This is a genomic window from Faecalicatena faecalis, from assembly GCF_012524165.2.
In the GTDB taxonomy this organism is placed as follows: domain Bacteria; phylum Bacillota; class Clostridia; order Lachnospirales; family Lachnospiraceae; genus Faecalicatena_A; species Faecalicatena_A faecalis.
The window spans coordinates 39,046-62,049 of the sequence record NZ_JABACJ020000042.1; the positions used below are offsets into that span (position 1 = coordinate 39,046).

The following is a 23,004-nucleotide window of genomic DNA, read 5'->3' on the forward strand; positions in this document are numbered from 1 at the left end:
AGGCCTTTACGCCTGCTTGTAAATTGCAGAGAAAGCAATCATGGAAGCGCCAGATATTTCTGTACAAAATGACTGAGTAAGTTTATGGTAGGAGCAATCATCCCCTCGTCCGGGCAGAACTTCGAATTATGCAGAGGATAGTTCTCTTTTTCAATCCTGCCTGCTCCTACAAATAAAAAAACAGAGGGTACGAGATCTGATATGAATGCGTAATCCTCACCACCTGTAAAATAAAATGGCCGCTTTTCTAATGCGCTGTCACCATACATGCTCTGAATCGTCTCTCGCATCAGTCTGGTCATTTCAGGATGATTAACAACCGAATTCATGGAAGTACGAAAGTGAAGTGTGCATCTGGCTCCACTTCCTTCTTCTTCCTGGCTGCAGATTACCTTTAGATCTTGATGAATCTTGGAAATATCATCCTCTGAAAATGTCCTGACTGTTCCTGAAATGGTACATAAATCAGGGATAATATTCTGTGCGTTCCCGCTATGAAACATGGTAGGACAGACTACTGTCTTATTGGCCGCTTTTGCGTAATGGTGATGCAGTTTTTGAATTTCCAGATAGATCCGGCTTGCCGAATCCATCGGATTGATACATTTTTCTGGTTCTGAGGCATGTCCTCCGCGACCTTCTACCTCTATCTCAAACCAGGATGGTGCTGCTGTCACCGCCCCGATATCAGCAAGATAATGTCCCGCGAAAAAATCTGGCAGCACATGTAATGCAAAGGCCGCATCTACCTTGGGATGTTCCAGTATTCCCGCCTCTATCATCTGCTTTGCTCCACCAGGAACATTTTCTTCACAGGGCTGGAACATCAGTTTCAGGTTCCCATGCATTTTGCCTCTCATCCTGGAAATCATTTCCGCCACTCCCAGTGCACAGACCATATGAATATCATGCCCGCAGGCATGCATCACCCCTGAATTCTTTGAAGCGTAAGAAAGCCCTGTATCTTCGACTACAGGAAGCGCATCCATATCAGCACGATATAAAAGCGTTTTTCCCGGACGTGCTCCCCGGATGACAGCCGCCACACCTGTACCATATATACTTTCTGTAGGAATCCCCATACGTTTAAGTTCTCTTTTTATAATCTGAGAAGTCTGATATTCTTGGAGCCCCAGTTCCGCATTCTGATGGAGCTCTCTACGAACCTTGAGCAGATGTTCCCAGTCCATATTCTTATCCGCTGTCTGCATGATACCTCTTTTTTCTACTGCAATCAAATTTTAATGTTTCTATTGCACCTGCCTGTTAATGAATTGTCTTGTACGCTCCTGCTTTGGATGCTCGAAAAATTCCTCCGGCGGTGCCATTTCAACTATATGTCCCTTTTCCATGAATACGATCTGATCCGCCACGTTTCGTGCGAACTTCATCTCGTGTGTCACAATAAGCATTGTTGTATGTTGTGCTGCCAGATTTTTAATAACTTCAAGGACTTCTCCTACCAGCTCTGGGTCAAGAGCAGAGGTAGGCTCATCAAATAGAATAATATCCGGCTCCATCCCCATTGCACGGGCAATCCCGACCCTTTGCCGTTCTCCTCCCGACAACGTCTCTGGATAAGAATCCTTTTTTTCCAACATACCTACCCTGTTAAGCAGCTCCATCCCTATTTTTTCCGCCTCTGTTCTATTCATCTTCTTGACCAATATTAAAGGTGTCGTAATATTCTCCAGCGCAGTCTTGTTTCTGTAGAGGTTGGAATTCTGAAAAACCATCGATGTTCTGGAACGCAACGTCTGTATCTGTTTTTTTGTAATATTTGTAAAATCTGCTTCAAAATCTTCCAGTCTAATGCTGCCTTTGTCTGGCTTTTCTAACATATTTATGCAGCGCAGGAGCGTAGACTTTCCTGTCCCGGATGGTCCGATAATAACAAAGACCTTTCCCTTTTCTATCTTTAGGTCAATATCTTTCAGTACTTCCTGCTGATCAAATTTTTTTGTAAGATTTTTTATCTCTATCATCTTTCTTCCCTCATGCTCCTAAAAAGGAAGGATGCTGATCATCAGCACCCTTCTTTATTTCTGGTATGCAGTACTGATTCTTTTCTCAATCTTTTTCTGCACCCGTCCTAAAATTACCGCCAATATCCAATAAAATGCTGCCGCTAGTATATACGTCTCAAATGTCTTGTAATAGGTAGCCGCCGTCAACTGTGCCTCTCCCATAATATCCTGGATTCCAATTGTCATTCCCAAGGAGGACATTTTGATGATATCCATACAGGAATTTGTAATAGGCGGGATAGCCGCTACCGCTGCCTGGGGAAGAATAATCCTCGTCATCATCTGAAAATGTGTCATTCCAAAAGCCAGGCTCGCTTCGTACTGGCCTTGATCAACACTGTCTATTGCGCCTCTGATACTTTCGGAAATATATGCCGCACTATTTAATGCCAAACAAACAATCAGGGCCACATGCTTAGGACAGCCCTTCATCGCTTCAAATATAATCGGCAGTCCATAATAGAACAAAAACAACTGTATCAGTAATGGGGTCCCTCTGAAATAAGACACATATACCTTTGTAAGCTGATGCAGCCCTCTAATCTTAAAATGCTGGATTATCGCTAAAACGGCTCCCAATACGATACTAAGAACAAACGCTGCCGCTGATACATATATGGTAATCCATAGTCCCTCCAGCAAAAGGGGAATCAGCATCTTTGCATATGGTAAAAAAGTTTCTGTTAAGTATGCCATTTTCCTATTCTCTACTTACTTTCTTCAGAAATATCGGCGCCGATCCATTTCTCAGAAATCTCTTTTAAAGTACCGTCTTCCCGCAAGATTCCCAAAAACTTATTGACAGCCTCGGTAAGTTCTGTATTATCCTTGCTCATCACAAGATTCCCTGTGGATGAGTTAAATGGCGGCAGCACCTTGACCTTGAGATTACTGTTATTCTTCATTGCTGTATAGGTCTGGATATCCTGTGCCAGGACTGCGTCAATCCTTCCATATTCCATATCTGCAAACATATTCTCCAGGGTTGCGGATGTATAAGTTTCAAAAGTGACTTCTCCGTTCGGGTATTTTGCTTCTACATCCCCCTGCATATTATTGCCTGCACCTACTCCGACTACCTTGCCTGCCAAGTCATCTACACTCTTGATTTCCTTGTTATCCTCAGAAACAATCACACAGGAGCCATAATAAGATACCGGATCAGAGAACGAAAATTCTTCCTCCCGCTCTTCTGTCGGTGTCATCTGTGCTGCTACAACATCTGCCTTTCCTGACTGGAGCAGTCCCAGAAGTCCACTGAAATCTGTATATTCCCATTCCACTTTTATTCCAGTTCGCTTCTCAAATTCATTCCAGATATCCACATCATAACCTTTGAGTTCCCCATCCTCTTCATATTCAAAAGGCTCATAGCCAGGAGATGTGGCAACTGTAATCTTGTCCATATCAAGTCCCAGGTCAAGCTCCGCTGTTTTCTGTGTCTCCTCTTTTGTCTCTTTGTCATCTCCCTTGTTCCCGCATCCAACGATGCTTACTGCGCTTAGAGCAGCGCAAAGAATCAGACATAATGTTTTCTTTTTCATCCTTTTTCCTCCAATTATCCCATAATATGTATATTATATTGCTGGTAACATTCGAGTGTCCAATTGGAATATCTCATGATCATATAGACTTTCTCTATAATATTCACACGGCTGCTGAAAAAGAAAAACTCCGGGACTGTCAGCAAATTTTTGCTCTTACCGTCCCGGAATTTTAAAGACCTGATTCCTGCTCCTTCTATTAGAAAAGACTTATGATTTTTTCCATAACGTCAGCCATCTTCCCACATATGGAATATGGAAAACTACTTTTCCTATGACATCATCATAGGATGTGATGGATGCATCGCACTCTTCATTGTCCGTTCCCTTCGTACGGTATCCCGGACCACTGTTGTATTCTAATATCACCTCAATGATCTCATGCGTCACAGATATATGATTGCCATTGATAAACGTGATAATATCCCCCTCTTTTAGTTCCTCCGGCTTCACGCTTTTGACCACCAGAAAGCTGTCTTTTGGAATGACACTCTCCATACTGGATGAACCCATACAGTAGAAGTGTATTCCCAACCTGCCCAGGTTCGCCGCGCCCAAGATCACAAGAATCAACAGCAAAAGAAATCCAATTGAGAATCTCTTAACCACCTTATAACGTGGAATCGGCTTCCTAGTATGATGGGAAGAAGGAGTACTCTTTCCTTTTTTATCTTTGTTTCCTTCCTCCTTATGAAATAATTCCTCCGGTGAAGGAAGCTCATCCGGTACCGGATCAAACAGCTCATCCGTCATAATTGACCACATCCGCCTCCATTAATTGATTCGTTTCTTAGCCACTCTTTTTATCTGCTTCTTAAGAAGGGTATCCAGGGAATTGACTGGAAGCCCGATTGTCGGCTGTTCCATTTTTTCGAAAGCGCGTCCCAATCTATCGATTTTCCGTTCCAGGCGTTCCATGGCTGCCTTCGTAACCAGTGTATCCTGCTGCTCTGCAATACCCTTCTGACTGCTTAACAGGCTCTCCAACTTCCGTATCAATTCCTCCTGCCCACGCAGCAGCTCCATCTGACTCTTGACCACTTCATTCTGATCCTTAATCAGCTTCTCCTGTCCCTTTCTCATCTCGTCCCGTTCTCTCAGCAGCTCCTCATGCCCCTTCTGCAGACTCTCCAAGCTTCTGATCAGCTCTCCCTGCCCTTTCATCATGACTTCCTGGTTCTTAAGGACCTGCAGTTGCCCCTTGAGCAAAAGCTTCTGCTCCCGAATCAATTCTGCCTGCCCTTTCATCTGTTCGTCCTGCCCTTTGATATCAGCTCTTAACTGTACGATCAGCTCGTCCTGTGTCCTGACCACTTCATCCTGTCCTTTGCTTTTCTCCCAAAGGCTATTATAACAGGCCTCCGCCTTGGAAAGCTTCTCTTTCATCTCTTCCTTCTCATTGCGCTCAGCCTCCAGTTCCGTCTGAAGTTCTTCGATCATCCCCTGAAGCTCCTGCACATATGCATCCATCTGCTTTTTATTATATCCGCCAAAAATACTGCTGTTGATTTCAAATTCATCCTTCGTATTATTCTCCATACTCCTCTATCCCTCCTGGAATCCTGTTCACAAAAACTATTTATTTGTCTTAAATTTTAGCACATTTTCCTCTAAAAGTCATTTGTTTATACTTTATTATTATGTTCCGAAATACAAACAACCTGGAACCTCCATTGGTACGATACCATCGGAAATCCCAGGCTGCATTGTACAGAACACCTCTATGTCCCATTTACATCTATTCTTTTTTATCTTTCCTCGCGGAAGTAATTTAATCCGCAGCTCTTTGGCTGTGCATGTTCTTTGCTCTGTCTCATACTTGTCACAACAAGCACAATAATCGTAGCAACATAAGGCGCCATGTCATAAATCTGTGCTGGCAGTCCCGGAATCTTCACATACATACGCATAATTGTCAGCCCGCCAAATACAAGTGCGACTAAAATACCTCTTGCTGGACTCCATGTAGCAAAAATAACAAGTGCCACCGCCAGCCAGCCATAGCCGCTGACACATCCATGTACCCAAACGCCCTTCGTTGTGACCATACTCATATACATACCGCCGATACCACAGATTCCTCCACCTACAACGGTTGCGATATATTTATACTTTGTAATGTTAATTCCTGCTGCATCTGCTGTTGCCGGGTCTTCTCCAATCGCACGCAGATTCAAGCCGACACGTGATTTATTGAAGAACCAAGTCATTACGACTGCCAGTATGATTGCAAAATATACAAGCCAGTTATATTGGAACAAAAGTTTTCCAATGACTGGGATATCAGACAACACTGGAATATGCAGCCTGGAGAATGCATCCTTTGTGATTCCGCTTACTGTCACATAACCTCCGGCCTTAAGTCCGATATATTCTCCGAAAAAGTTACCGAATCCTGTACCAAATATGGTCAGCGTCAATCCTGTTACATTCTGGTTCGCACGCAGCGAAATGGTCAGGAAACTATAGATCAATGCACCGAAGCTGCCCGCAATAAAGGATACAAGCAGTGCGATCAGTGCAGACACGGCTCCGCTTGGAGTTCCTCCGCCCTTTGTGACTGCCTGCTCATAATAGTAAGAACCGGCAAGTCCTGTGATTGCTCCCATGAACATCATACCTTCCACACCAAGGTTCAGATTTCCTGATTTCTCTGTCAGGATCTCACCCAATGCGCCCAGGAGCAGCGGTGTTCCCGCCAATACTGCTGCAATAAATAAACTATTTAATGTACTAAGCATGATGTTCCTCCTTTCCTCTGAAGATCAGCCGGTATGTAATAAAGAACTCACATCCCAGCATAAAGAACAGGATAATACCAATCAATAGATCCGATGCCGACGCCGGTATCTTAAAGTTGGTCTGAATAGTATTCGATCCTCTCTCCAGCATAGCAATAAACACGGATACAATGAGCATTCCATAAGGATTCATCTTAGCCAGCCAGGCTACTGTGATTGCAGTGAAGCCGACGCCGCCAGCGGTCCCTTCTGTAATTGTGTAATCCGCGCCTGCAAACTGCAGCATACCTACCAGTCCGCATAAAGCACCGGATAAGAACATCGTACGCCGAAAGACCTTGCTGACATTGATTCCCGCATATCTCGCAGTATTGTTACTTTCACCTACAACTGCAATCTCATATCCCTGTTTTGTCTTATTGAAATAGATCCATGATACAACGACCAGAACTAAGGCCAATATCCATCCCCAATGAACACCAAGCACCTTGGTAAGTCTTGCCCCCGGCACCAGCATAGCAATCTTTGGGAAACTGCTGCCTGGTGCTTTCCAAGGACCATTCATCAGATATTTAATGAACGCCAGTGCTATATAATTCAGCATCAGGGTGAACAGTGTCTCATTCGTTCCCCATTTTGCCTTGCAGACTGCCGGCAGAAGTCCATACAGCCCTCCAGCGACCATTCCTGCAAGCATCATCAAAACGACCAGCGGAAGCTTTGGGAAAATGTGTGCCGTAAACAGACCAAATGCTCCTGCTGCCACAGCGCCTACCAATATCTGTCCCTCTGCTCCGATATTCCAGAACTTCATCTTAAAAGCAAAGGAAATTCCAATTGCCGTAATCAGAAGCGGAACTGCCAGTTTCACGGTCTCATGGATAACGGTCCTGGACCCCCATGCACCAATCACCATCGCTTTATATACCTCTAATGGATTGTGCCCCAATACTAAAATCAGAAGGCCTCCGGTAATCAGCGAAAGTACAAATGCAATAGCACGGATTCCCCAGGCTTTCTCCTGGGAGATGGTTCCCCGTTTCACCATACGGATCAACGGTTCTTTTGCCTGTACGTGTGCTTTGCTCATGATTCCACCCCTTCCTTCTTAGCTGTCTTATTTCCTTCTGGCTCATCCTTTGCCAGCTTATCATCCTCTACATGAATCATCATAAGGCCGATATCTTCTTTTGTGACCTCCTTCGGATCTACAATACCGCTCACTTTTCCTCCGCACAGTACCATGATTCTGTCAGAAAGTTCCATCAGGACATCTAAGTCCTCACCTATGAAAATGACTGCAACGCCCTTTTTCTTCTGCTCATTCAGCAGTTCATAGATTCGGTAAGAGGAGTTGATATCCAATCCTCGTACCGGATAGGCCACGATCAGTACGGATGGACTTAATGCAATCTCCCTTCCCAGCAGGACCTTCTGGACATTTCCGCCGGACAGACGTCCTACCGGAGTCTCCACGCCCGGAGTTACGATCTCCAGTTCCTCGATCAACTGCTCTGCCAGCACTTTAGGTGCTTTCCTGTCTACAAAAATACCTTTTTTATTTTTATAGCTGCGCAGCATTACATTATCGGTCATATCCATGCCTGCCACCAGCCCCATACCAAGCCTGTCCTCTGGAACAAACGCCATTGAGATTCCCTTTTTCACAATCTCATCCGGTCTTAATCCCAGGATTCGCTCCTTGATCGGTTCGCCTTCATGTTCTCCTGTGTAGAGTACGGAACCTCCGATCGTAGGATATAATCCCGCAATAGCCTCACAAAGTTCTCTCTGTCCACTGCCTGCGATACCGGCAACTCCCAGGATTTCTCCGCCGTATGCAGAGAAGGAGACATTATCTAAAGCCTTTACCCCGTCACCGTTCAAACAGGTCAGCCCAATGACTTGAAGCCTCTCCGGCCTCTCTTCCACCTTCGGGCGGTCAATAGCCAGACTGATCGGCCTTCCCACCATCATCTCGGTAAGCTGGGCCTGATTCGTCTTATCGGTATCTACAACGCCGATATATTCCCCTTTCCTCAAAATCGCCACTCGGTCTGAAATCGCCATAACTTCATTCAGCTTATGAGTGATGATAATAATCGACTTTCCATCCTTCTTCATGTTCCGCAGTACGGCAAAAAGCTTTTCTGTCTCCTGCGGTGTCAGAACAGCCGTCGGCTCATCTAGAATCAGGATGTCTGCCCCTCTGTAAAGCACCTTAAGAATCTCTACGGTCTGCTTTTCAGATACAGCCATATTATAGACCTTTTTGGCCGGATCGAGCTCAAACCCATAACGGGAAGCCAGATCCCTGACCTTTTGATTGATTTCCTTCCGATTCACGGTCGCCTTCCCGTCCAGGCCGAGTACGATATTCTCTGCCGCGGTCAGTACTTCAACCAGTTTAAAATGCTGATGAATCATACCGATTCCCAACTCAAAGGCATCTCTCGGAGAACGGATCGTGACCTGCTTTCCATGAACATCGATCTCCCCATGGTCCGGAAAATAAATTCCAGAAAGCATGTTCATCAATGTTGTCTTACCACTTCCATTCTCTCCCAAAAGTGCGAGGATCTCTCCATCCCGTAGTTCCAGGTCTACATCCTTATTGGCAACGACCTTTCCAAATGTTTTGGTGACATGATGCATACGAACTGCAAATTCTGTAGTCTCGCCCAATTCTTCACCCTCCTTCTTATCCTTCCTTTTCCTCTCCTATTTCAGGTACCCCGTAATGCACGCCTTTTTGGACCTCTAAGGTATGTATTACGTGATGTCCGAAAATCTGTCTTATCCTAAAAACAGAGCCGTCATAACAACGGCTCTGTCAAACAACTGAACGAATCTCTGGCTGATAATACGATTATTCAACCACGTTGCATCCATCAATGATATAGCACCAGGATGGTGCGGATGCTTCTTCCTGCTCAGGATAATGATCGCCTTCTGCAACTTCAATTTTCTCGCCATCTGGGCTTGTCCCTTTAAGCGGGCCTGCAAATACCTGAAGTTCTCCTGATTTCAATGCTTCTGTTGCCTTATCAATCGCTTCCTGTGTTCCTTCTGCTGCGATATCTGTATTCAAAGGTGACAGATAAACTGCACCAACATCAAGGCCCTTGCACCAGTCTGTCGGGAGTTCTTTTCCATCAATCATATTCTGTACGGCTTCTGTTACATAGATGCCCCAGTCAATACGTGCGGAAATCAGAGAAGCCTTCGGAGCTGCGTCAATCATGTCGTTGTTGTATCCAACCTGGAATGCACCGTTCTCCTCTGCTGTTGTTGCCGGAGCGGTAGAATCTGAATGCTGTGAAATCACATCGCAGCCACGCTCGATCAGAGCCTTTGCAACCTGTGATTCAACGGTCGGATCATTCCAGGAGTTCGTGTACATGATGTCCATTGTAACATCTGGGTTCACGCTCTTAGCTCCAAGATAGAATGCTGTGTATCCACTGATGACCTCTGCAAATGGGAAAGCAGCAACGTATCCGAGCTTGTTGCTCTCTGTCTTCATTCCTGCTGCGATACCTGCCAGGTAACGTGCCTGATAGATTGATGCAAAATAGTTATGCATATTATCAAGACCGGAATCCTTTGCCTGATATCCTGTTGCATGGCAGAACTGAATGTCTGGGTACTCTGCAGCAACTTCTTTTACATAATCCTCATATCCAAAGCTTGTTGCAAAGATAATGTTACATCCTGCATCTACAAGCTCTCTTAATGCGGTGTCACACTCTGCTCCCTCCGGTACGTTGAACTTATTGACAATCTGATCATCACTTAAGCCCAGAGATTTCTGCATCTCTTTTGTACCGAGATCATGGTTGTATGTGTATCCCATGTCACTTGCGTCAGAGATGTGCACAAATCCTACTTTGATGTCTTCTTTCGCAATCCCCTTTGTGCTCTCTGTCTTCTTGTCGTCTTTGCCTGAACTGTCGGATTCAGCCGCCGGCTTAGAACCACACCCGGCTAACAGGCCGATGACCATCGTCGCGCACAAGATTGCGCTCAAAATCTTCTTTTTCATAATCTTCTCCTCCTACAAAAAAACTGGCTACCCTTTTAAGAATCACATTCCTATCTTGGATAGCCTTTTACTACACTTAAATTTTACACCGCTGTGAAAAATAAGTCAAGGTATCTGTCCCCTCTTTTACTGATTTGTCTATAAGTTTATTGATATTATGTACCCAACCTCTTATAATTAAAACAATATCCAGAAAGAATCCACAATGTTTGGAAATATAAAAGATTTTTCCAGGAAATTTTTTCATATTTTAAACATTTTTATGTCACATAGAGTGATTCTCATTGTCTAATATAACAGGAGGTGTTACCTGAAATGATGCTTGGTGTAAAAGAGGAGATGGAGGATATTCATAGACTGCATTCCCAAAATTTAAAAGCTGGTATCTGGAATATCCGATTACCGTCCCGGTAAAAAAAGACAGTACACAGGGGCAGCTGCCATGAGGAAGCTGCCCCTGTGTACTGATCATTATCCATAGCCAATCCTTCTGATATCTCTAAATCAGACCTTCTATTTTCATTACCAACGTTTAAAAAAGAATAGCAATGAACCCAGCCCTTTTCCCAAGGCCATCCCAATGACAAAAACAGAGATATATCTCACAATCTTCAGTCTGCGCACAAAAATAGGGAATACATTCAGAATTTCTGCCAATGCCATGGACCAGCATCCTACGAAAATTCCTGCCAGCAGTCCAAAGACAGGAAGAATCCATGCCCCGTTGGGGATATGAATCTGAAATACGGAAAATAAATTACCTACGATTCCACCTATGGCAACACAGTCTTCGTAAAACAGGATATGCTCTCCTGTATGGGTCCGGTCTGCAAAGTCTGCAATCACTCCCAGTTCGATGATAAAGGAGAACAATCCGCCTGCAACTACCAGACCGCCGCTAAGTCCGATGACTGCTAATATGATTTGATTTACCCACATCTAGCTCCTGCTCCCTTCTGGATGCATCCTCGACAAGCGTTGTCTGGATATCGTTTTCATAAAGGCGCATCTGTACCTCCATTGGTGTAGGATCCACGGTAAACCGTTTCTTTCCAAAGTGATTGAAAAACACAAGAATTCCAATCGTGATCCCAATGGAGTAGGTCACCTCCATAATCGTAAATCCATCCGATTTCGTTCCCGTAACAAACTCATATATCTGTTTAAAAAGATCTGATGCAGATACATCATTATTAAAAGCCATGATAGAAAAAGCCGCACCACAGAATGTAATCAGCACAACAACTGCTGTTTTCAGTATATGAATGAACATCCCAGGAGTCTTCTGCTCTTCGTATGTGATGATAATATCCTGTTCCCCCAGGTTTTGAACCTCCAGTCCTGGATATTTTTGATGGATACAGGCAATAATCTTTAATATAGAAATTACAAATCGCTGTTTCCCATTATCCGGGATCTTCAGCAGCTTGAGGGTCTTTAATTTCGGTATGATATCCTTATTACTGCATTCCAGCTCCACGATATCCCCGAGTGTGATATCTTTCTTCTGGACCTCCACATTCCGGTCTCCCTTAAGGTACACAGTATCATGATTAACAGCCATAGGATTCCACCCTCGGCCTCTGAACCAGAGTCCCCTCACTGCTTCTGATCTGACTGTTTTCACTCATATAGTAATAAAGAATCCCAATCACCACCGCTGCAAGCACAATACTAAACAGACAAATACGTATTTTCCTTCTGCCGTTTTCCATAACAATCACCTGACCTTTCCTAAAATACTACACCATTAGTATCTGAAATTTCAGGGAAAGTATACCTTAATTTTCAGCTTTGCTGAAAACCCGCCCATCATACGGTTCCGAGTTTTCGCATGTTCTCGATAATACGTTTTTCCATCCGGGAGACCTGGACCTGGGATATGCCCAGTTTTTTCCCGACCTGGGTCTGAGTCTCATCTGCAAAATACCGCAGATAGATCAACTGCCTTTCCTCTTTGTCCAGGCTTTCCAGTAGTTGTTTTAATAACATATGGTCCAGAATCTTATCCTCTTTACGTTCTTTTTCTTCCAGCTTGTCCACAAGCCGGATCTCGCTTCCCTCCTTCTGATGAATTGGCTTATACAGAGATTCCACCTCACCGCCAGCCTCCATCGCCTGCACGATTTCTTCCTTATCCACCTCCATAGTCTCCGCCAGTTCTTCCAGAGTAGGCTCCCGGTCCAATTTTGCAATCAGTGCTTCTCTGGTCTGGAAGATTTTGTAAGACAGTTCTTTTAAAGAACGGCTCACCTTGATCATTCCATCATCCCGCAGAAAACGTTTGATTTCTCCTGATATCATAGGAACCGCATAGGTAGAAAACTTGACATCATAGGACAGATCAAATTTGTCGATTGCCTTTAGAAGTCCGATGCTGCCAATCTGAAAAAGGTCCTCCGCATCTGTTCCCCTGCCATAAAATCTTTTTACCACGCACCATACAAGTCCTACATTTTCTTCTACTAATTGTTCTCTCGCTTCTTTATCCCCATCGTGTGATTTCTTGATTAAAGCGATTGTGTGGTCCATAGTTTACTTCCTTTACCGATGGTTTTCTTCATCCGCACAGTGGTCCCTTCCCCCGGCACGGATTCGACTTCTACTGAATCCATAAAGGCTTCCATGAATGCAAATCCCATCCCTGAACGTTCCAGCTCTGGTTTGCTTGTATATAAGGGCGTCATGGCCTGTTCTACATCCTCTATGCCAACTCCATTATCCTTCACTTCCACCATGATCTGCGCCCCTTCGATCCGGCAGCGGATGGAAACCTTATGTATCTCATTCTCATATCCATGAATGATTGCATTGGTCACCGCTTCTGAAATAGCGGTCTTCACATCCGCGACCTCCTCCACAGTAGGATTTAACTGTGTCAAAAATGCTGCCACCGAAACTCTTGCAAACCCTTCATTTGACGAATGACTGTCAAATATAATCTCCATTTCATTTGTGTTTTTCATGCCTCGTCCTCCTCATATATCTGCATTATTTTTGTCACTCCCGACATTGTCAGGATCTTTTTAATCCTCGCATTTGTGTGTACTGCCCAGACTTCTCCGCCGATCAGCCGAATCATCTTGTACCGTCCCATGATTACTCCAATTCCTGAACTATCCATAAAATCCGTTAGTCCAAAATCAAAAATCACATATTTGATATGATTTTTCTCGATCAATGTGTCTGCGTTCTTCCGCATCTCTTCTGCGTTATGGTGGTCTACCTCTTTTGGCAGATAGATGGTCAGGCAGTTTTCCTGTACCTGATATTTCATAATGCTCCTCCTCCATATTAATGAATCCTGCTCTATTGTTCAAGGCGCTCCCCGCCCTTTTCTCCACTCGTACCTTTTCTATCTGTTTTTATGCATCAGAAAAAGGATATGCAATATCCGCATATCCTTCTCTTACGTAATGCTGACGAAACAATAGAATTTCTTCCTTTTTTCGTCTCTTATGTATCTTTCATTGCTTTCTTATTGGCCTTCTGTACCGTCTATATTGCCAGTATCGTTCCCGCCTGTATCGGTATAACCAGTGCCGTCCTCTAACGGGGCAGTGCCCCCGGTATCAGTACCTGTGTTATCCGCAGTCCCTGCATCCCCCTGGCCTGTATCTGCATTGTCAGAGCCTGATGCACCAGCATTCTGGGCATTCGCATCCCCTTCAGGGTTTCCTCCCTGTGAGATGGTGTTGAGTGCATTCTGAGCCGCGGTCGCATTCTCTGTATCCGGGAAAAGCTCTCCGACACGCTTTAAGTACTTGATCGCGTTGTCATTGTCACCATTCCTCATATATGCCAGTCCCAGATTCAATAACGCGCCACCATTGTCATAATTCTCATCCATCTTCACGACCTTACCAAGAGAGGCGATCGCTGTGTCATAGTTCGCCACATCCAGAGACGCAGTTCCTCCTGAATACAAGGTCTCACAAGCTCCCGGGAAGATATCCGATGACATCTGGTCATACAAAGTCTTTCCACCCTCTCCGAGAGAGTCTTTATTCACATTCAAAAGGGCATCTGCCATCACATCATCTGTGTAGCTCTGGGATATCCACTGATTATAAGCTGTCAGTAAATTCTCATAGCTGTCGGCCGTTCCTGCTGCACTCTGGGCATTATTCGCCGAATCCTTATCATTTTTGCGATATTCATCCAGTGTTCTCGTCTGGGCACTGACCTGAGCCTCCAGTGCATTGATACGCTCACTGTATTCTACCATCTGCTGGTTGACCTTTGCATTCTTTGTCTGATCCACCGCAGGTACGATCAAAAACCAGATGACCGCCGCACCGATCAGGGCACCTACCACGATATTCATAACTGTGAACTTGCTCGCCAGAGCCTTGGCCGCCGAATGTTTCGGCTGGATGATCGTCTCATTCCCTAGGTTATACTCTACCGCAGCTTCTTTTCTCGGCTTCTCTTCCTTGACCTTCTTGCCCCGCAAATTCGTCAACTCATGCATATAGCGCAGCGTCATCTCATTGGTCGTATCCAGCTTCCTGGCCGTCCTAAGGATCTGCCTTGCCATTGCATACTGTTCCGTATGGAGATATAAAAGTGCCAGAAGCTGATATGCCTTTAAAAATGTCGGGTGCGCTGTTACCACCTTTTTCAGTTGGATGATTGCCAGGTCTTCGCCGTTCTGTTCGCAATATGCCAGACACTGATTATATCTCTTGACTGCCTGATTCACTACTTCCAGTTCACTGGCTGATGCCTGTACCTGATTGATAAAGTATCCTGCGATATTATCTCTCGGCTTTAGGTTCTTGCTGATGATCCATTCGACCAGTCCCTCTGCCACTTCTCCTCGTCCGTAGTATACAAGACCCAAAAGATTCCTGGCAGCAATATTGCCTGTATTATATTGTAAACTCCGCCGAAGAGAGGTAATCGCGCCGGACATATCCCTTATCTGTGCTTTCCTCAGGCCATCGTTATACCAGTAGTTCGACTGGTATAAGATCTTCTTCGTATAGTCCATCTATGCTCACCATAATCTTTCTTTTACTTCGTCTGATCCATAACTTCCCGAAGCAGGTCCGTCATGTCGGACAGATCTTCCTGATAAACTGCATCTTCAATGTCTTCTACTTCCAGGCTTGGTTTAAACTTCTTAAGTTCTTCTTCGTAATCCAGCATCATGCGGCCTCCTTTTCCTATTCAGACGCATCCGTTCCTTCTGATGTTCCCGGACACGCATGACTTAGTCAAAGCGGACATATAACATCCGCTCTGCTACTTACTTGATGATGTTAATTCTTTTATCATCCCTGTGAGGTACAAAGATCCCAGGCAGTAGATCTTCCTGCCCTCCTGATTCTGAAGCACATAGGAAAATGCTTCCTTTAGTGACTCTTTTACAATCACAGGTTTTGTTGTATGCTTTTCAAAAATGCGCTGCAGCTCTTCCATTCCCGCTGCCCGCTTGTCCTCAATCAGGGTAATGACATAAAACGCCGTGTTCAGATTCCTGCACAGGCAGGCGATCATCTCTTCATAATCCTTGTCACTGACCGCGGAAAAAAGAATGATATTCTCTTCTCCCTGTGGCACGCTTCTTAAAAATCCTTCCACTGCGCTGACATTATGTGCCCCATCTACATAGACATCTGGAAGAATCTCTTCCATGCGTCCTTCCCACTTAAGATCCCTTAATGCCTGCCTCCACAGCTTTGGATGAGAGTTCTCCTTTAAAACATATCTCATGATCTCCAAGGCCAGCATCGCGTTCCCTGGCTGATATGCTCCGATATTGTTAAGGCTCCATGTGGTATCTCCATAATACGCATTTACACAGGAAAATGCAATATGTTTGTCCCGGATTCCCAGAATTTCGTACGCGTCTTTCCCTATTTTTTTACATGGTGCTCCAAGATCTGCAGCCCTCTGTTCAATGACCCGGTTGCTCTCTTCCTGCGTATCCGCATAGAATACCGGGATCTCCGGCTTTATGATTCCTGCCTTCTCAAAGGCGATCTGACCGACTGTATCTCCCAGGAAAGCCATATGATCCAGACCAATCGATGTGATTGCTGTAACAAGCGGCTTCTCCACTGTATTCGTCGCATCCAGCCGTCCGCCAAGCCCAGTCTCAAGCACGGCATATTCCACGCCTGCCCTTGCGAACGCAGTCACTGCCATGCCGAATAAAAACTCAAAAAAGGTGGGATGGGGCAGCCCTTTTGCCTCCATCCCCTTTACTTTTTCAAGAACAAATTGAAAGATGTCCAGAAAACTCTCATCTGTGATCATCTCTCCGTTTATGACGATTCTCTCGTTCATTTTCACCAGGTGCGGTGAGACAAAAAGTCCCACCGTCCTGCCTTCTGACAAGAGCATCGCATTCAGATACGCACATACCGAGCCTTTCCCGTTCGTCCCTGCCACATGGAGTACCTTGAACTTCTCCTGCGGGTCCCCGAGACATCTTAAAAACTGTCGGGTATGGGAGGGTTCATTTTTCTTCGTGAACTTTGGAATGTCCAGGATATATTCTACTGCTTCTTCGTATCTCACTTTTCCTCACCTGTATCCTGATTTACAAAAGCATTTCTTCCCTGTTCCACTGCATCTGGATCGGTCGGAAGCTCTATCAGTTTTCCATCTTTATATTCATATTCTTTGGAAGTACGGAAAATCGTGTTGCTGGAACCGACCTGATTTACCTGGATGATGTCTCCATCCACCAGATTTGTATCCTTCAAGTCAATCCTTGTATTATTCAGGAAACTGCTGCTCTGCTTTTCACCGTTGACATAGACCTTGCTCTGCTTTGTAAAGTTTTCACCGTAAATACTGTATGTCCCGTCAAGCTGTGACACCAGTTCTGTTATTGATGTGTCTTTCACACCCATAGCCATATGGCCTTCTGTGATTGGTTTGGCGCTGTCTTTATAGACATACTGCTTACCATACAGAATATCATACTGCAGAAGCTCCAGATCAGACAGGTAGTTCTTGGACTGCCTTCTCTGCTGATGATAATTAAATACCGTTCCAGAATGGATATCCAGCCGTTCAAATACATCAGCCATGATCTGATATGCCGGGACATTGCGGTCCTGCTTTTTCAGTCCGATATTATCCCAGATGACATAATTCGTATTGTACAGGTATCTGCTCTTTAGATCCTTTGCTTCCAGCCCCATCGTCGGCAGATGGTCTCCGTAGAATACGATGACCGTCGGCTCGCCGTGTTCTTCAATGGCTTTCACAAGGTTTCCTGCAAATTTATCCATCTCATGCACTTCATTGACGTAATATTCCCAGGCATTACGTTTGCCTTCGTCCTCCACGCCGCTGACTACAATCTCCGGATTCTCAATCACCTTCTCTGTCGGGTAATCCCCATGTCCCTGTACACTGATGGTAAATACAAAATCTTGCTGCTCGGTCGTATCCATCGATTCCAGGATATTCGGAATCAGAATATCGTCTGTCGCCCATCCCTTCGGCGTGGTCTGCAGAATATTCATGAACTCCTTGCTTGTATAATGGTCAAATCCCATATGGTTGAACACCTGTGCACGGCTGTAGAAATTCCCCCCGTTATTATGGAGGGCTTCCGCCCCGTAGCCCAGACTTGTCAGTGCCGTTGCCGCACTCTCCAATACTTTGGTCTTTGCATAAGTCTTATAGGGGTATTCTCCGGGACCGAAGAAACGCATACTCATCCCTGTCAATACCTCGAACTCTGTATTCGCGGTACCGGCACCAACAGAAGGTACTTTAAAATATCCCTGTGAGTGCTCCTTGTACATTTTCCTCAAATTCGGAATCGGGTCCTCGGAGAACTGCAGCCACTCTACCTCTGTAGGATCAAAGTAAGATTCCAACTGGACGAAGATGATATTGGGCAGTTCATCCTCTGAACGTCCCGTCTCACTCTTCGTAATGTCACCGTTGTTACTGATCTTATCCATGGTAGCTTCGCTGTATCCTGTTGGTTCCGAGATTCCGGTATTAAAAATACTTGCTGTAAAGCAATATGGAAAACCATAATCCTCATAGGCAAAGGCAATATTTCCAAAATAATTGGAAACTACACGCTTGTCAATTGCCACATTAGTCAGCACCACATAGGCACCGATCCAGAATACGACACCAGCCAATGCAATCAAACGATGCATTTTCCCGGTATACTGTCCGCCTCTCCTCCACATGGAAATAACCCACAGAACGACTGCCACAATTCCCACGATCAAAAGGACCAGTTCAAATGTATTGAAATAATTTCCAGTCAACGCCAGTGCATCTGAAAGTACTTTTAAATCCTGTGCGTTAAACGGTGTTACCCTCTTTAACAACAGATATCCGTTGCATGTTCCTAAGAACAGCCAGAATACACTCAGCAGGATTCGGGCAAACACCCGCCTCCTGACAAGATACACAATTGAAAACGTGGAAAATATCAAAAACGCATTGAACAGAAATACCTTCGGCGTCCCTGTCATGTAGCTCCAAGCCTCGAACAGTGAATGCCTGGAAATCACCTCGATAAAAAAGTTCAATATACAGGCCAGCAGAAAGTGGAACACAATCGAGAACTTATCCATGAACCTGTATATAGGCTGCATCTTCTTTGCAAAGCGGCTGTTGCGGCGCTGCTCTAAGATACGCTCACGCCGCTCCTTCCTTGCCTTCCAGTGCGCTTTGATATCTTCTTTTTTCAGATTCTTTATCTTATGAAAAAAGCCTTTTATATCTGGTTTCTTAATTTGAATATGTTTCATTTAAGACCTCTCTATGCTTTCTTTAAGCCAGCCATTCTCTCCTGGACCTGGGCAAGCATCTGGGTGTACTTCTCCAGCTTCTCTCTTTCTTCCTGCACTTTAGCCTCAGGAGCCTTGCTGACAAACCTTTCGTTCGCAAGCATTCCTTTTGCTCTTGCGATCTCCTTCGTCAGTTTTTCTTCTTCTTTTTTCAAACGTTCCATCTCCTGCTCGAAATCCACAAGGTCTTCCAGAGGCAGGTACACAGAAGCATCCGGTACAACGATGGATACAGCATCCTCTGCAACGCCCTGTTTTTCGCTGCCAATAAAAATCTCTGCTGCATTCATCAGCGGTTTTACAGAATCCGTCAGTGTCTTAAAGCCCGCACATAACTCACTGCTCTCGCTTACGATATATACCTTTGTCTTACGTCCATTTTCTACGTTCATCTCCGCACGGATATTACGGATTCCACGGATGATTTCTTTCATGTGGTCCACGATATCCTCGGAAGCCGTGAAGTGATACTCTTCCTTATATACTGGCCACTGTGACATCATCAGAGCTTCCTCTTCCGGCACAAGCGCACTGTAAATTTCCTCTGTGACGAACGGCATGAATGGATGAAGCATCTTTAACGCCTGTCCTAGTACTGTCTTTAATGTCCAGAGTGCACAATTCGCTGCTTTCGGGTCCTCATCCTTGTGATAGATACGGAATTTTGCCATCTCAATATACCAGTCACAGAATTCATCCCATACGAAATCATAGACCTTCTGTACCGCGATACCGAGCTCGAACTTATCCATGTTCTCGGTCACATCCTTTGCAAGCGTATTGACCTTGGAGAGAATCCATTTATCCGTTTCCGCAAGTTCGGAAATTTCCGGCTGTGTAAGCTGTTCATTTTCAATGTTCATCAGAATAAATCTGGATGCATTCCATACTTTATTCGCAAAGTTTCTGCTGGACTCTACACGTTCATTGTAGAAACGCATATCATTTCCAGGCGCATTTCCTGTTACCAATGTCAGACGAAGTGCGTCTGCACCATACTGATCGATGATTTCAAGCGGATCGATTCCGTTTCCAAGTGATTTGCTCATCTTGCGTCCCTGCGAATCTCTCACAAGACCATGGATCAGAACCGTGTGAAATGGTGACTTTCCGGTGTGCTCATATCCTGAGAATACCATACGGATGACCCAGAAGAAGATGATATCATATCCGGTTACCAGTACGTCTGTCGGATAGAAGTAATCCAGATCCTCGGTCTTGTCCGGCCATCCAAGTGTGGAGAACGGCCATAATGCGGAACTGAACCAGGTATCCAGCGTATCCTCATCCTGTGTGAAATGAGTACATCCACAATGTGGACATTTTTCCGGCACCTCTCTTGCCACTACAAATTCCCCGCATTCATCACAATAATATGCAGGAATTCTGTGTCCCCACCAGATCTGTCTGGAAATACACCAGTCCTTGATATTCTCCAGCCAGTGCAGGTAAATCTTATCAAAACGCTCTGGAACAAACTTTAATTCTCCAGTCTTTAATGCCTCGATAGCCGGCTTTGCAAGCTCTTCCATCTTCACGAACCACTGCTGCTTGATCAGTGGCTCTACAGTCGTACCGCAGCGGTCATGGGTTCCTACATTATGAGAGTGAGGCTCGATCTTCACCAAGTAGCCCTGCTCTTTCAGGTCTGCAACGATTGCCTTTCTCGCCTCATAACGCTCCATACCTGCATACTTGCCACCCTTTTCATTGATGGTGGCATCGTCATTCATAATATTGATTTCTTCCAGATTGTGACGCTTTCCAACCTCAAAGTCATTTGGGTCATGTGCAGGTGTAATCTTAACTGCACCCGTTCCGAATTCCTTATCTACATAATAATCCGCCACAATCGGAATCTCCTTGTTCACCAGTGGAAGAAGTGCTTTCTTTCCAACGATGTCTTTGTAGCGCTCGTCATCCGGGTGCACTGCGATTGCAGTATCACCCAGCATCGTCTCAGGACGTGTGGTCGCAATCTCCAGGAAATCGTCTGTTCCTACGATCGGGTACTTAATGTGCCAGAAATTTCCGTCCTGTTCCTCATGCTCTACTTCCGCATCGGAAAGAGAAGTCTTACATACCGGACACCAGTTGATGATCCTGGAACCTTTGTAAATATATCCTTTTTCATACAGCTTGATAAATACCTCTTCAACTGCCTTGGAACATCCCTCGTCCATTGTAAAACGCTCTCTGTCCCAGTCACAAGAAATTCCCAGCTTCTTCAACTGATTCTCAATCGTTCCTGCATATTCTTCCTTCCACTGCCAGGTCCTCTCAAGGAATCCTTCGCGGCCTAATTCCTTCTTATCAATGCCTTCCTCTTTCAACTGATTCGTAACCTTGACTTCCGTGGAAATAGCTGCATGATCTGTTCCAGGAATCCACAGTGCATTATATCCTTCCATTCTTTTATAACGGATCAGGATATCCTGCAGTGTATTGTCGAGTGCATGTCCCATATGCAGCTTTCCTGTAATATTCGGCGGCGGCATCACCGTTGTAAACGGCTTCTTGCTCCTGTCTACCTCGGCGTGGAAATACTTGTTCTCACACCATTTCTCATACAGCTTCTCTTCAATCTCTTTTGGATTATAAGTCTTAGCCAGTTCCTTACTCATAATTACCTCCTTGTTTTCCCTCATAAGAATCCTCATATCTTACGCCTTATCACCAGCGTATTAGATCATTTCCTTTACCCTCTGATGGATATCTGCTTTTACGTTCTTCACTGTTTCTTCACAATTTAGAACATTTAAAAAGCCCTTTACAATCAATTATGTAAAGGGCGTTATTCTACGCGGTACCACCTTAATTCTCATGCCTTCTGTCCAACAACGCAGACATTCAGTCAAACAGCATCTCCATGCTGCCACTGCGGCAATCCTCAGTAGTCCTTTAACGCGGACAACTCCGGGATACCCTACTCATAGAAGCCGTCTCTTCCTATTATAATACAGAAAAAACGCTACGTTCAGATATCCGGTTCAGAAGCTACCTTCCATGATCCTTACTTGAAACCGTCTCCCAGCCAATGGACAGTTCTCTCTGGCAAGAGTCCTCATGTACTCCTCTTCATCAGCACCTTTATACATATGAATAAAATGTTAACATAATATTAACTACAGACTATCATAGCCGCGAACCGCCGATTTGTCAAGGAAGTTTAAAAAAACTTAAGACTTTTCCGCAACTAACTAGCCATGCGGTGAGAACTGTAGTCCCCATGCGTGGGAGCTTGCTCACTAAGCTTGGGGACTGTAGTTCTCACCATACGGCGTTTAGCCGAAGCGAGATGCAGCGGCTTCGCCGCGGAATCGAGCTTGCATGGCGGATTACCTCTTTACATAAGCCATGCGATATTACCTGTAGTTCCCATGCGTGGGAGCCTGCTCACTAAGCTCAGGATTTGTAATTAACACCATACGGCGTTTAGCCGTAGCGAGATGTAGCGGCTTCGCCGCGGAATGGTCTTATTATAAAAAATCTATTATCAATGCCTATTTTTCTAAAACTAATTATGCTAAAATGAAAGAAACAAAACATATGACAAATAACATACTTTATCGATTCAGAAATCTGGGCCGCGAACATCGAATCAACCGGAGATACAAAGATCAATTATTTCGACTAATTTTCAACAATAAACAAGATCGGTTAGAATTATACAATGCAATCCATTCCACATATTACCAGGATTCAAATGACTTAATAATTACGACGATTCATGATGCTGTATATCTGGGCATGAAGAATGAGTGCGACAAGAAGCGGCTTCTTCCTAGGCACTTTAGTATAGAAATAAAATCTATTATCCCAGTGACAGGGATATTTCCGTCCAAAACTGCGTCGTGGGTA

General features: G+C 44.8%; 21 protein-coding genes and 1 pseudogene. 1 reads left to right on the plus strand and 21 read right to left on the minus strand.

Annotated features, from left to right (window positions below):
- Nucleotides 1-38: 38 nt before the first annotated feature.
- The 21 genes from HGO97_RS23055 to HGO97_RS23155 form a co-directional block, all read right to left on the minus strand.
- Entirely contained in the window at nucleotides 39-1,211 is a 1,173-nt protein-coding gene (locus HGO97_RS23055) for a M20 metallopeptidase family protein (protein ID WP_216245545.1), read from the minus strand.
- Between the two features lie 39 nt (nucleotides 1,212-1,250).
- The gene (locus HGO97_RS23060; protein ID WP_216245546.1) at nucleotides 1,251-1,985 is read right to left on the minus strand and encodes an amino acid ABC transporter ATP-binding protein; all 735 of its coding nucleotides are present in this window, start codon (nucleotides 1,983-1,985) and stop codon (nucleotides 1,251-1,253) included.
- A gap of 54 nt (nucleotides 1,986-2,039) precedes the next feature.
- The gene (locus HGO97_RS23065) at nucleotides 2,040-2,723 is read right to left on the minus strand and encodes an amino acid ABC transporter permease (protein ID WP_216245547.1); all 684 of its coding nucleotides are present in this window, start codon (nucleotides 2,721-2,723) and stop codon (nucleotides 2,040-2,042) included.
- An 11-nt stretch (nucleotides 2,724-2,734) separates the two neighbouring features.
- Entirely contained in the window at nucleotides 2,735-3,571 is an 837-nt protein-coding gene (locus HGO97_RS23070; protein WP_216245548.1) for a transporter substrate-binding domain-containing protein, read from the minus strand.
- Between the two features lie 210 nt (nucleotides 3,572-3,781).
- Nucleotides 3,782-4,336 (minus strand): signal peptidase I, encoded by a 555-nt coding sequence (locus tag HGO97_RS23075; protein WP_168866634.1) that lies wholly within the window; start codon nucleotides 4,334-4,336, stop codon nucleotides 3,782-3,784.
- Between the two features lie 9 nt (nucleotides 4,337-4,345).
- Nucleotides 4,346-5,110, minus strand: coding sequence for a coiled-coil domain-containing protein (locus tag HGO97_RS23080; RefSeq protein WP_168866633.1), 765 nt, complete (start codon nucleotides 5,108-5,110; stop codon nucleotides 4,346-4,348).
- Between the two features lie 209 nt (nucleotides 5,111-5,319).
- Nucleotides 5,320-6,312: an ABC transporter permease gene (locus HGO97_RS23085; RefSeq protein WP_216245549.1), complete on the minus strand. Its 993-nt coding sequence runs from the start codon at nucleotides 6,310-6,312 to the stop codon at nucleotides 5,320-5,322.
- Entirely contained in the window at nucleotides 6,305-7,402 is a 1,098-nt protein-coding gene (locus tag HGO97_RS23090; RefSeq protein WP_216245550.1) for an ABC transporter permease, read from the minus strand. Before HGO97_RS23090 ends, HGO97_RS23085 begins: the two co-directional genes overlap by 8 nt.
- Nucleotides 7,399-8,967, minus strand: a complete 1,569-nt coding sequence (locus tag HGO97_RS23095; RefSeq protein WP_216245578.1) for an ABC transporter ATP-binding protein — start codon at nucleotides 8,965-8,967, stop codon at nucleotides 7,399-7,401. The genes HGO97_RS23090 and HGO97_RS23095 overlap by 4 nt, the downstream gene beginning before the upstream one ends.
- Before the next feature lie 214 nt (nucleotides 8,968-9,181).
- The gene (locus tag HGO97_RS23100; protein ID WP_216245552.1) at nucleotides 9,182-10,357 is read right to left on the minus strand and encodes a BMP family ABC transporter substrate-binding protein; all 1,176 of its coding nucleotides are present in this window, start codon (nucleotides 10,355-10,357) and stop codon (nucleotides 9,182-9,184) included.
- 522 nt (nucleotides 10,358-10,879) lie between these two features.
- Nucleotides 10,880-11,296 carry a stage V sporulation protein AB gene (locus tag HGO97_RS23105; protein WP_216245555.1) on the minus strand — a complete coding sequence of 139 codons (417 nt, stop codon included), beginning with the start codon at nucleotides 11,294-11,296 and terminating at the stop codon, nucleotides 10,880-10,882.
- The gene (locus HGO97_RS23110) at nucleotides 11,256-11,921 is read right to left on the minus strand and encodes a stage V sporulation protein AA (protein ID WP_216245556.1); all 666 of its coding nucleotides are present in this window, start codon (nucleotides 11,919-11,921) and stop codon (nucleotides 11,256-11,258) included. The genes HGO97_RS23105 and HGO97_RS23110 overlap by 41 nt, the downstream gene beginning before the upstream one ends.
- Nucleotides 11,911-12,072: a hypothetical protein gene (locus HGO97_RS23115; protein WP_216245558.1), complete on the minus strand. Its 162-nt coding sequence runs from the start codon at nucleotides 12,070-12,072 to the stop codon at nucleotides 11,911-11,913. The genes HGO97_RS23110 and HGO97_RS23115 overlap by 11 nt, the downstream gene beginning before the upstream one ends.
- Nucleotides 12,073-12,169: 97 nt before the next feature.
- Nucleotides 12,170-12,889, minus strand: coding sequence for an RNA polymerase sporulation sigma factor SigF (gene sigF / locus HGO97_RS23120; RefSeq protein WP_216245560.1), 720 nt, complete (start codon nucleotides 12,887-12,889; stop codon nucleotides 12,170-12,172).
- Nucleotides 12,868-13,323 (minus strand): anti-sigma F factor, encoded by a 456-nt coding sequence (spoIIAB, locus tag HGO97_RS23125; RefSeq protein WP_216245562.1) that lies wholly within the window; start codon nucleotides 13,321-13,323, stop codon nucleotides 12,868-12,870. The genes sigF and spoIIAB overlap by 22 nt, the downstream gene beginning before the upstream one ends.
- Nucleotides 13,320-13,634 (minus strand): STAS domain-containing protein, encoded by a 315-nt coding sequence (locus tag HGO97_RS23130; protein ID WP_216245563.1) that lies wholly within the window; start codon nucleotides 13,632-13,634, stop codon nucleotides 13,320-13,322. The genes spoIIAB and HGO97_RS23130 overlap by 4 nt, the downstream gene beginning before the upstream one ends.
- A 201-nt stretch (nucleotides 13,635-13,835) precedes the next feature.
- Nucleotides 13,836-15,353, minus strand: coding sequence for a tetratricopeptide repeat protein (locus tag HGO97_RS23135; protein WP_216245564.1), 1,518 nt, complete (start codon nucleotides 15,351-15,353; stop codon nucleotides 13,836-13,838).
- Nucleotides 15,354-15,376: 23 nt separating this feature from the next.
- Nucleotides 15,377-15,514, minus strand: coding sequence for a hypothetical protein (locus tag HGO97_RS23140; protein ID WP_181368680.1), 138 nt, complete (start codon nucleotides 15,512-15,514; stop codon nucleotides 15,377-15,379).
- A 93-nt stretch (nucleotides 15,515-15,607) separates the two neighbouring features.
- On the minus strand, nucleotides 15,608-16,888 hold the full coding sequence (locus HGO97_RS23145) for a bifunctional folylpolyglutamate synthase/dihydrofolate synthase (RefSeq protein ID WP_216245566.1): 1,281 nt from the start codon (nucleotides 16,886-16,888) through the stop codon (nucleotides 15,608-15,610).
- Entirely contained in the window at nucleotides 16,885-19,104 is a 2,220-nt protein-coding gene (locus HGO97_RS23150) for a sulfatase-like hydrolase/transferase (protein WP_216245568.1), read from the minus strand. The genes HGO97_RS23145 and HGO97_RS23150 overlap by 4 nt, the downstream gene beginning before the upstream one ends.
- 11 nt (nucleotides 19,105-19,115) lie before the next feature.
- Nucleotides 19,116-21,767, minus strand: coding sequence for a valine--tRNA ligase (locus HGO97_RS23155; protein WP_216245570.1), 2,652 nt, complete (start codon nucleotides 21,765-21,767; stop codon nucleotides 19,116-19,118).
- 925 nt (nucleotides 21,768-22,692) lie between these two features.
- Here HGO97_RS23155 and HGO97_RS23160 point away from each other — a divergent pair.
- A pseudogene (locus HGO97_RS23160) lies at nucleotides 22,693-23,004 on the plus strand (hypothetical protein); the annotation flags it as partial.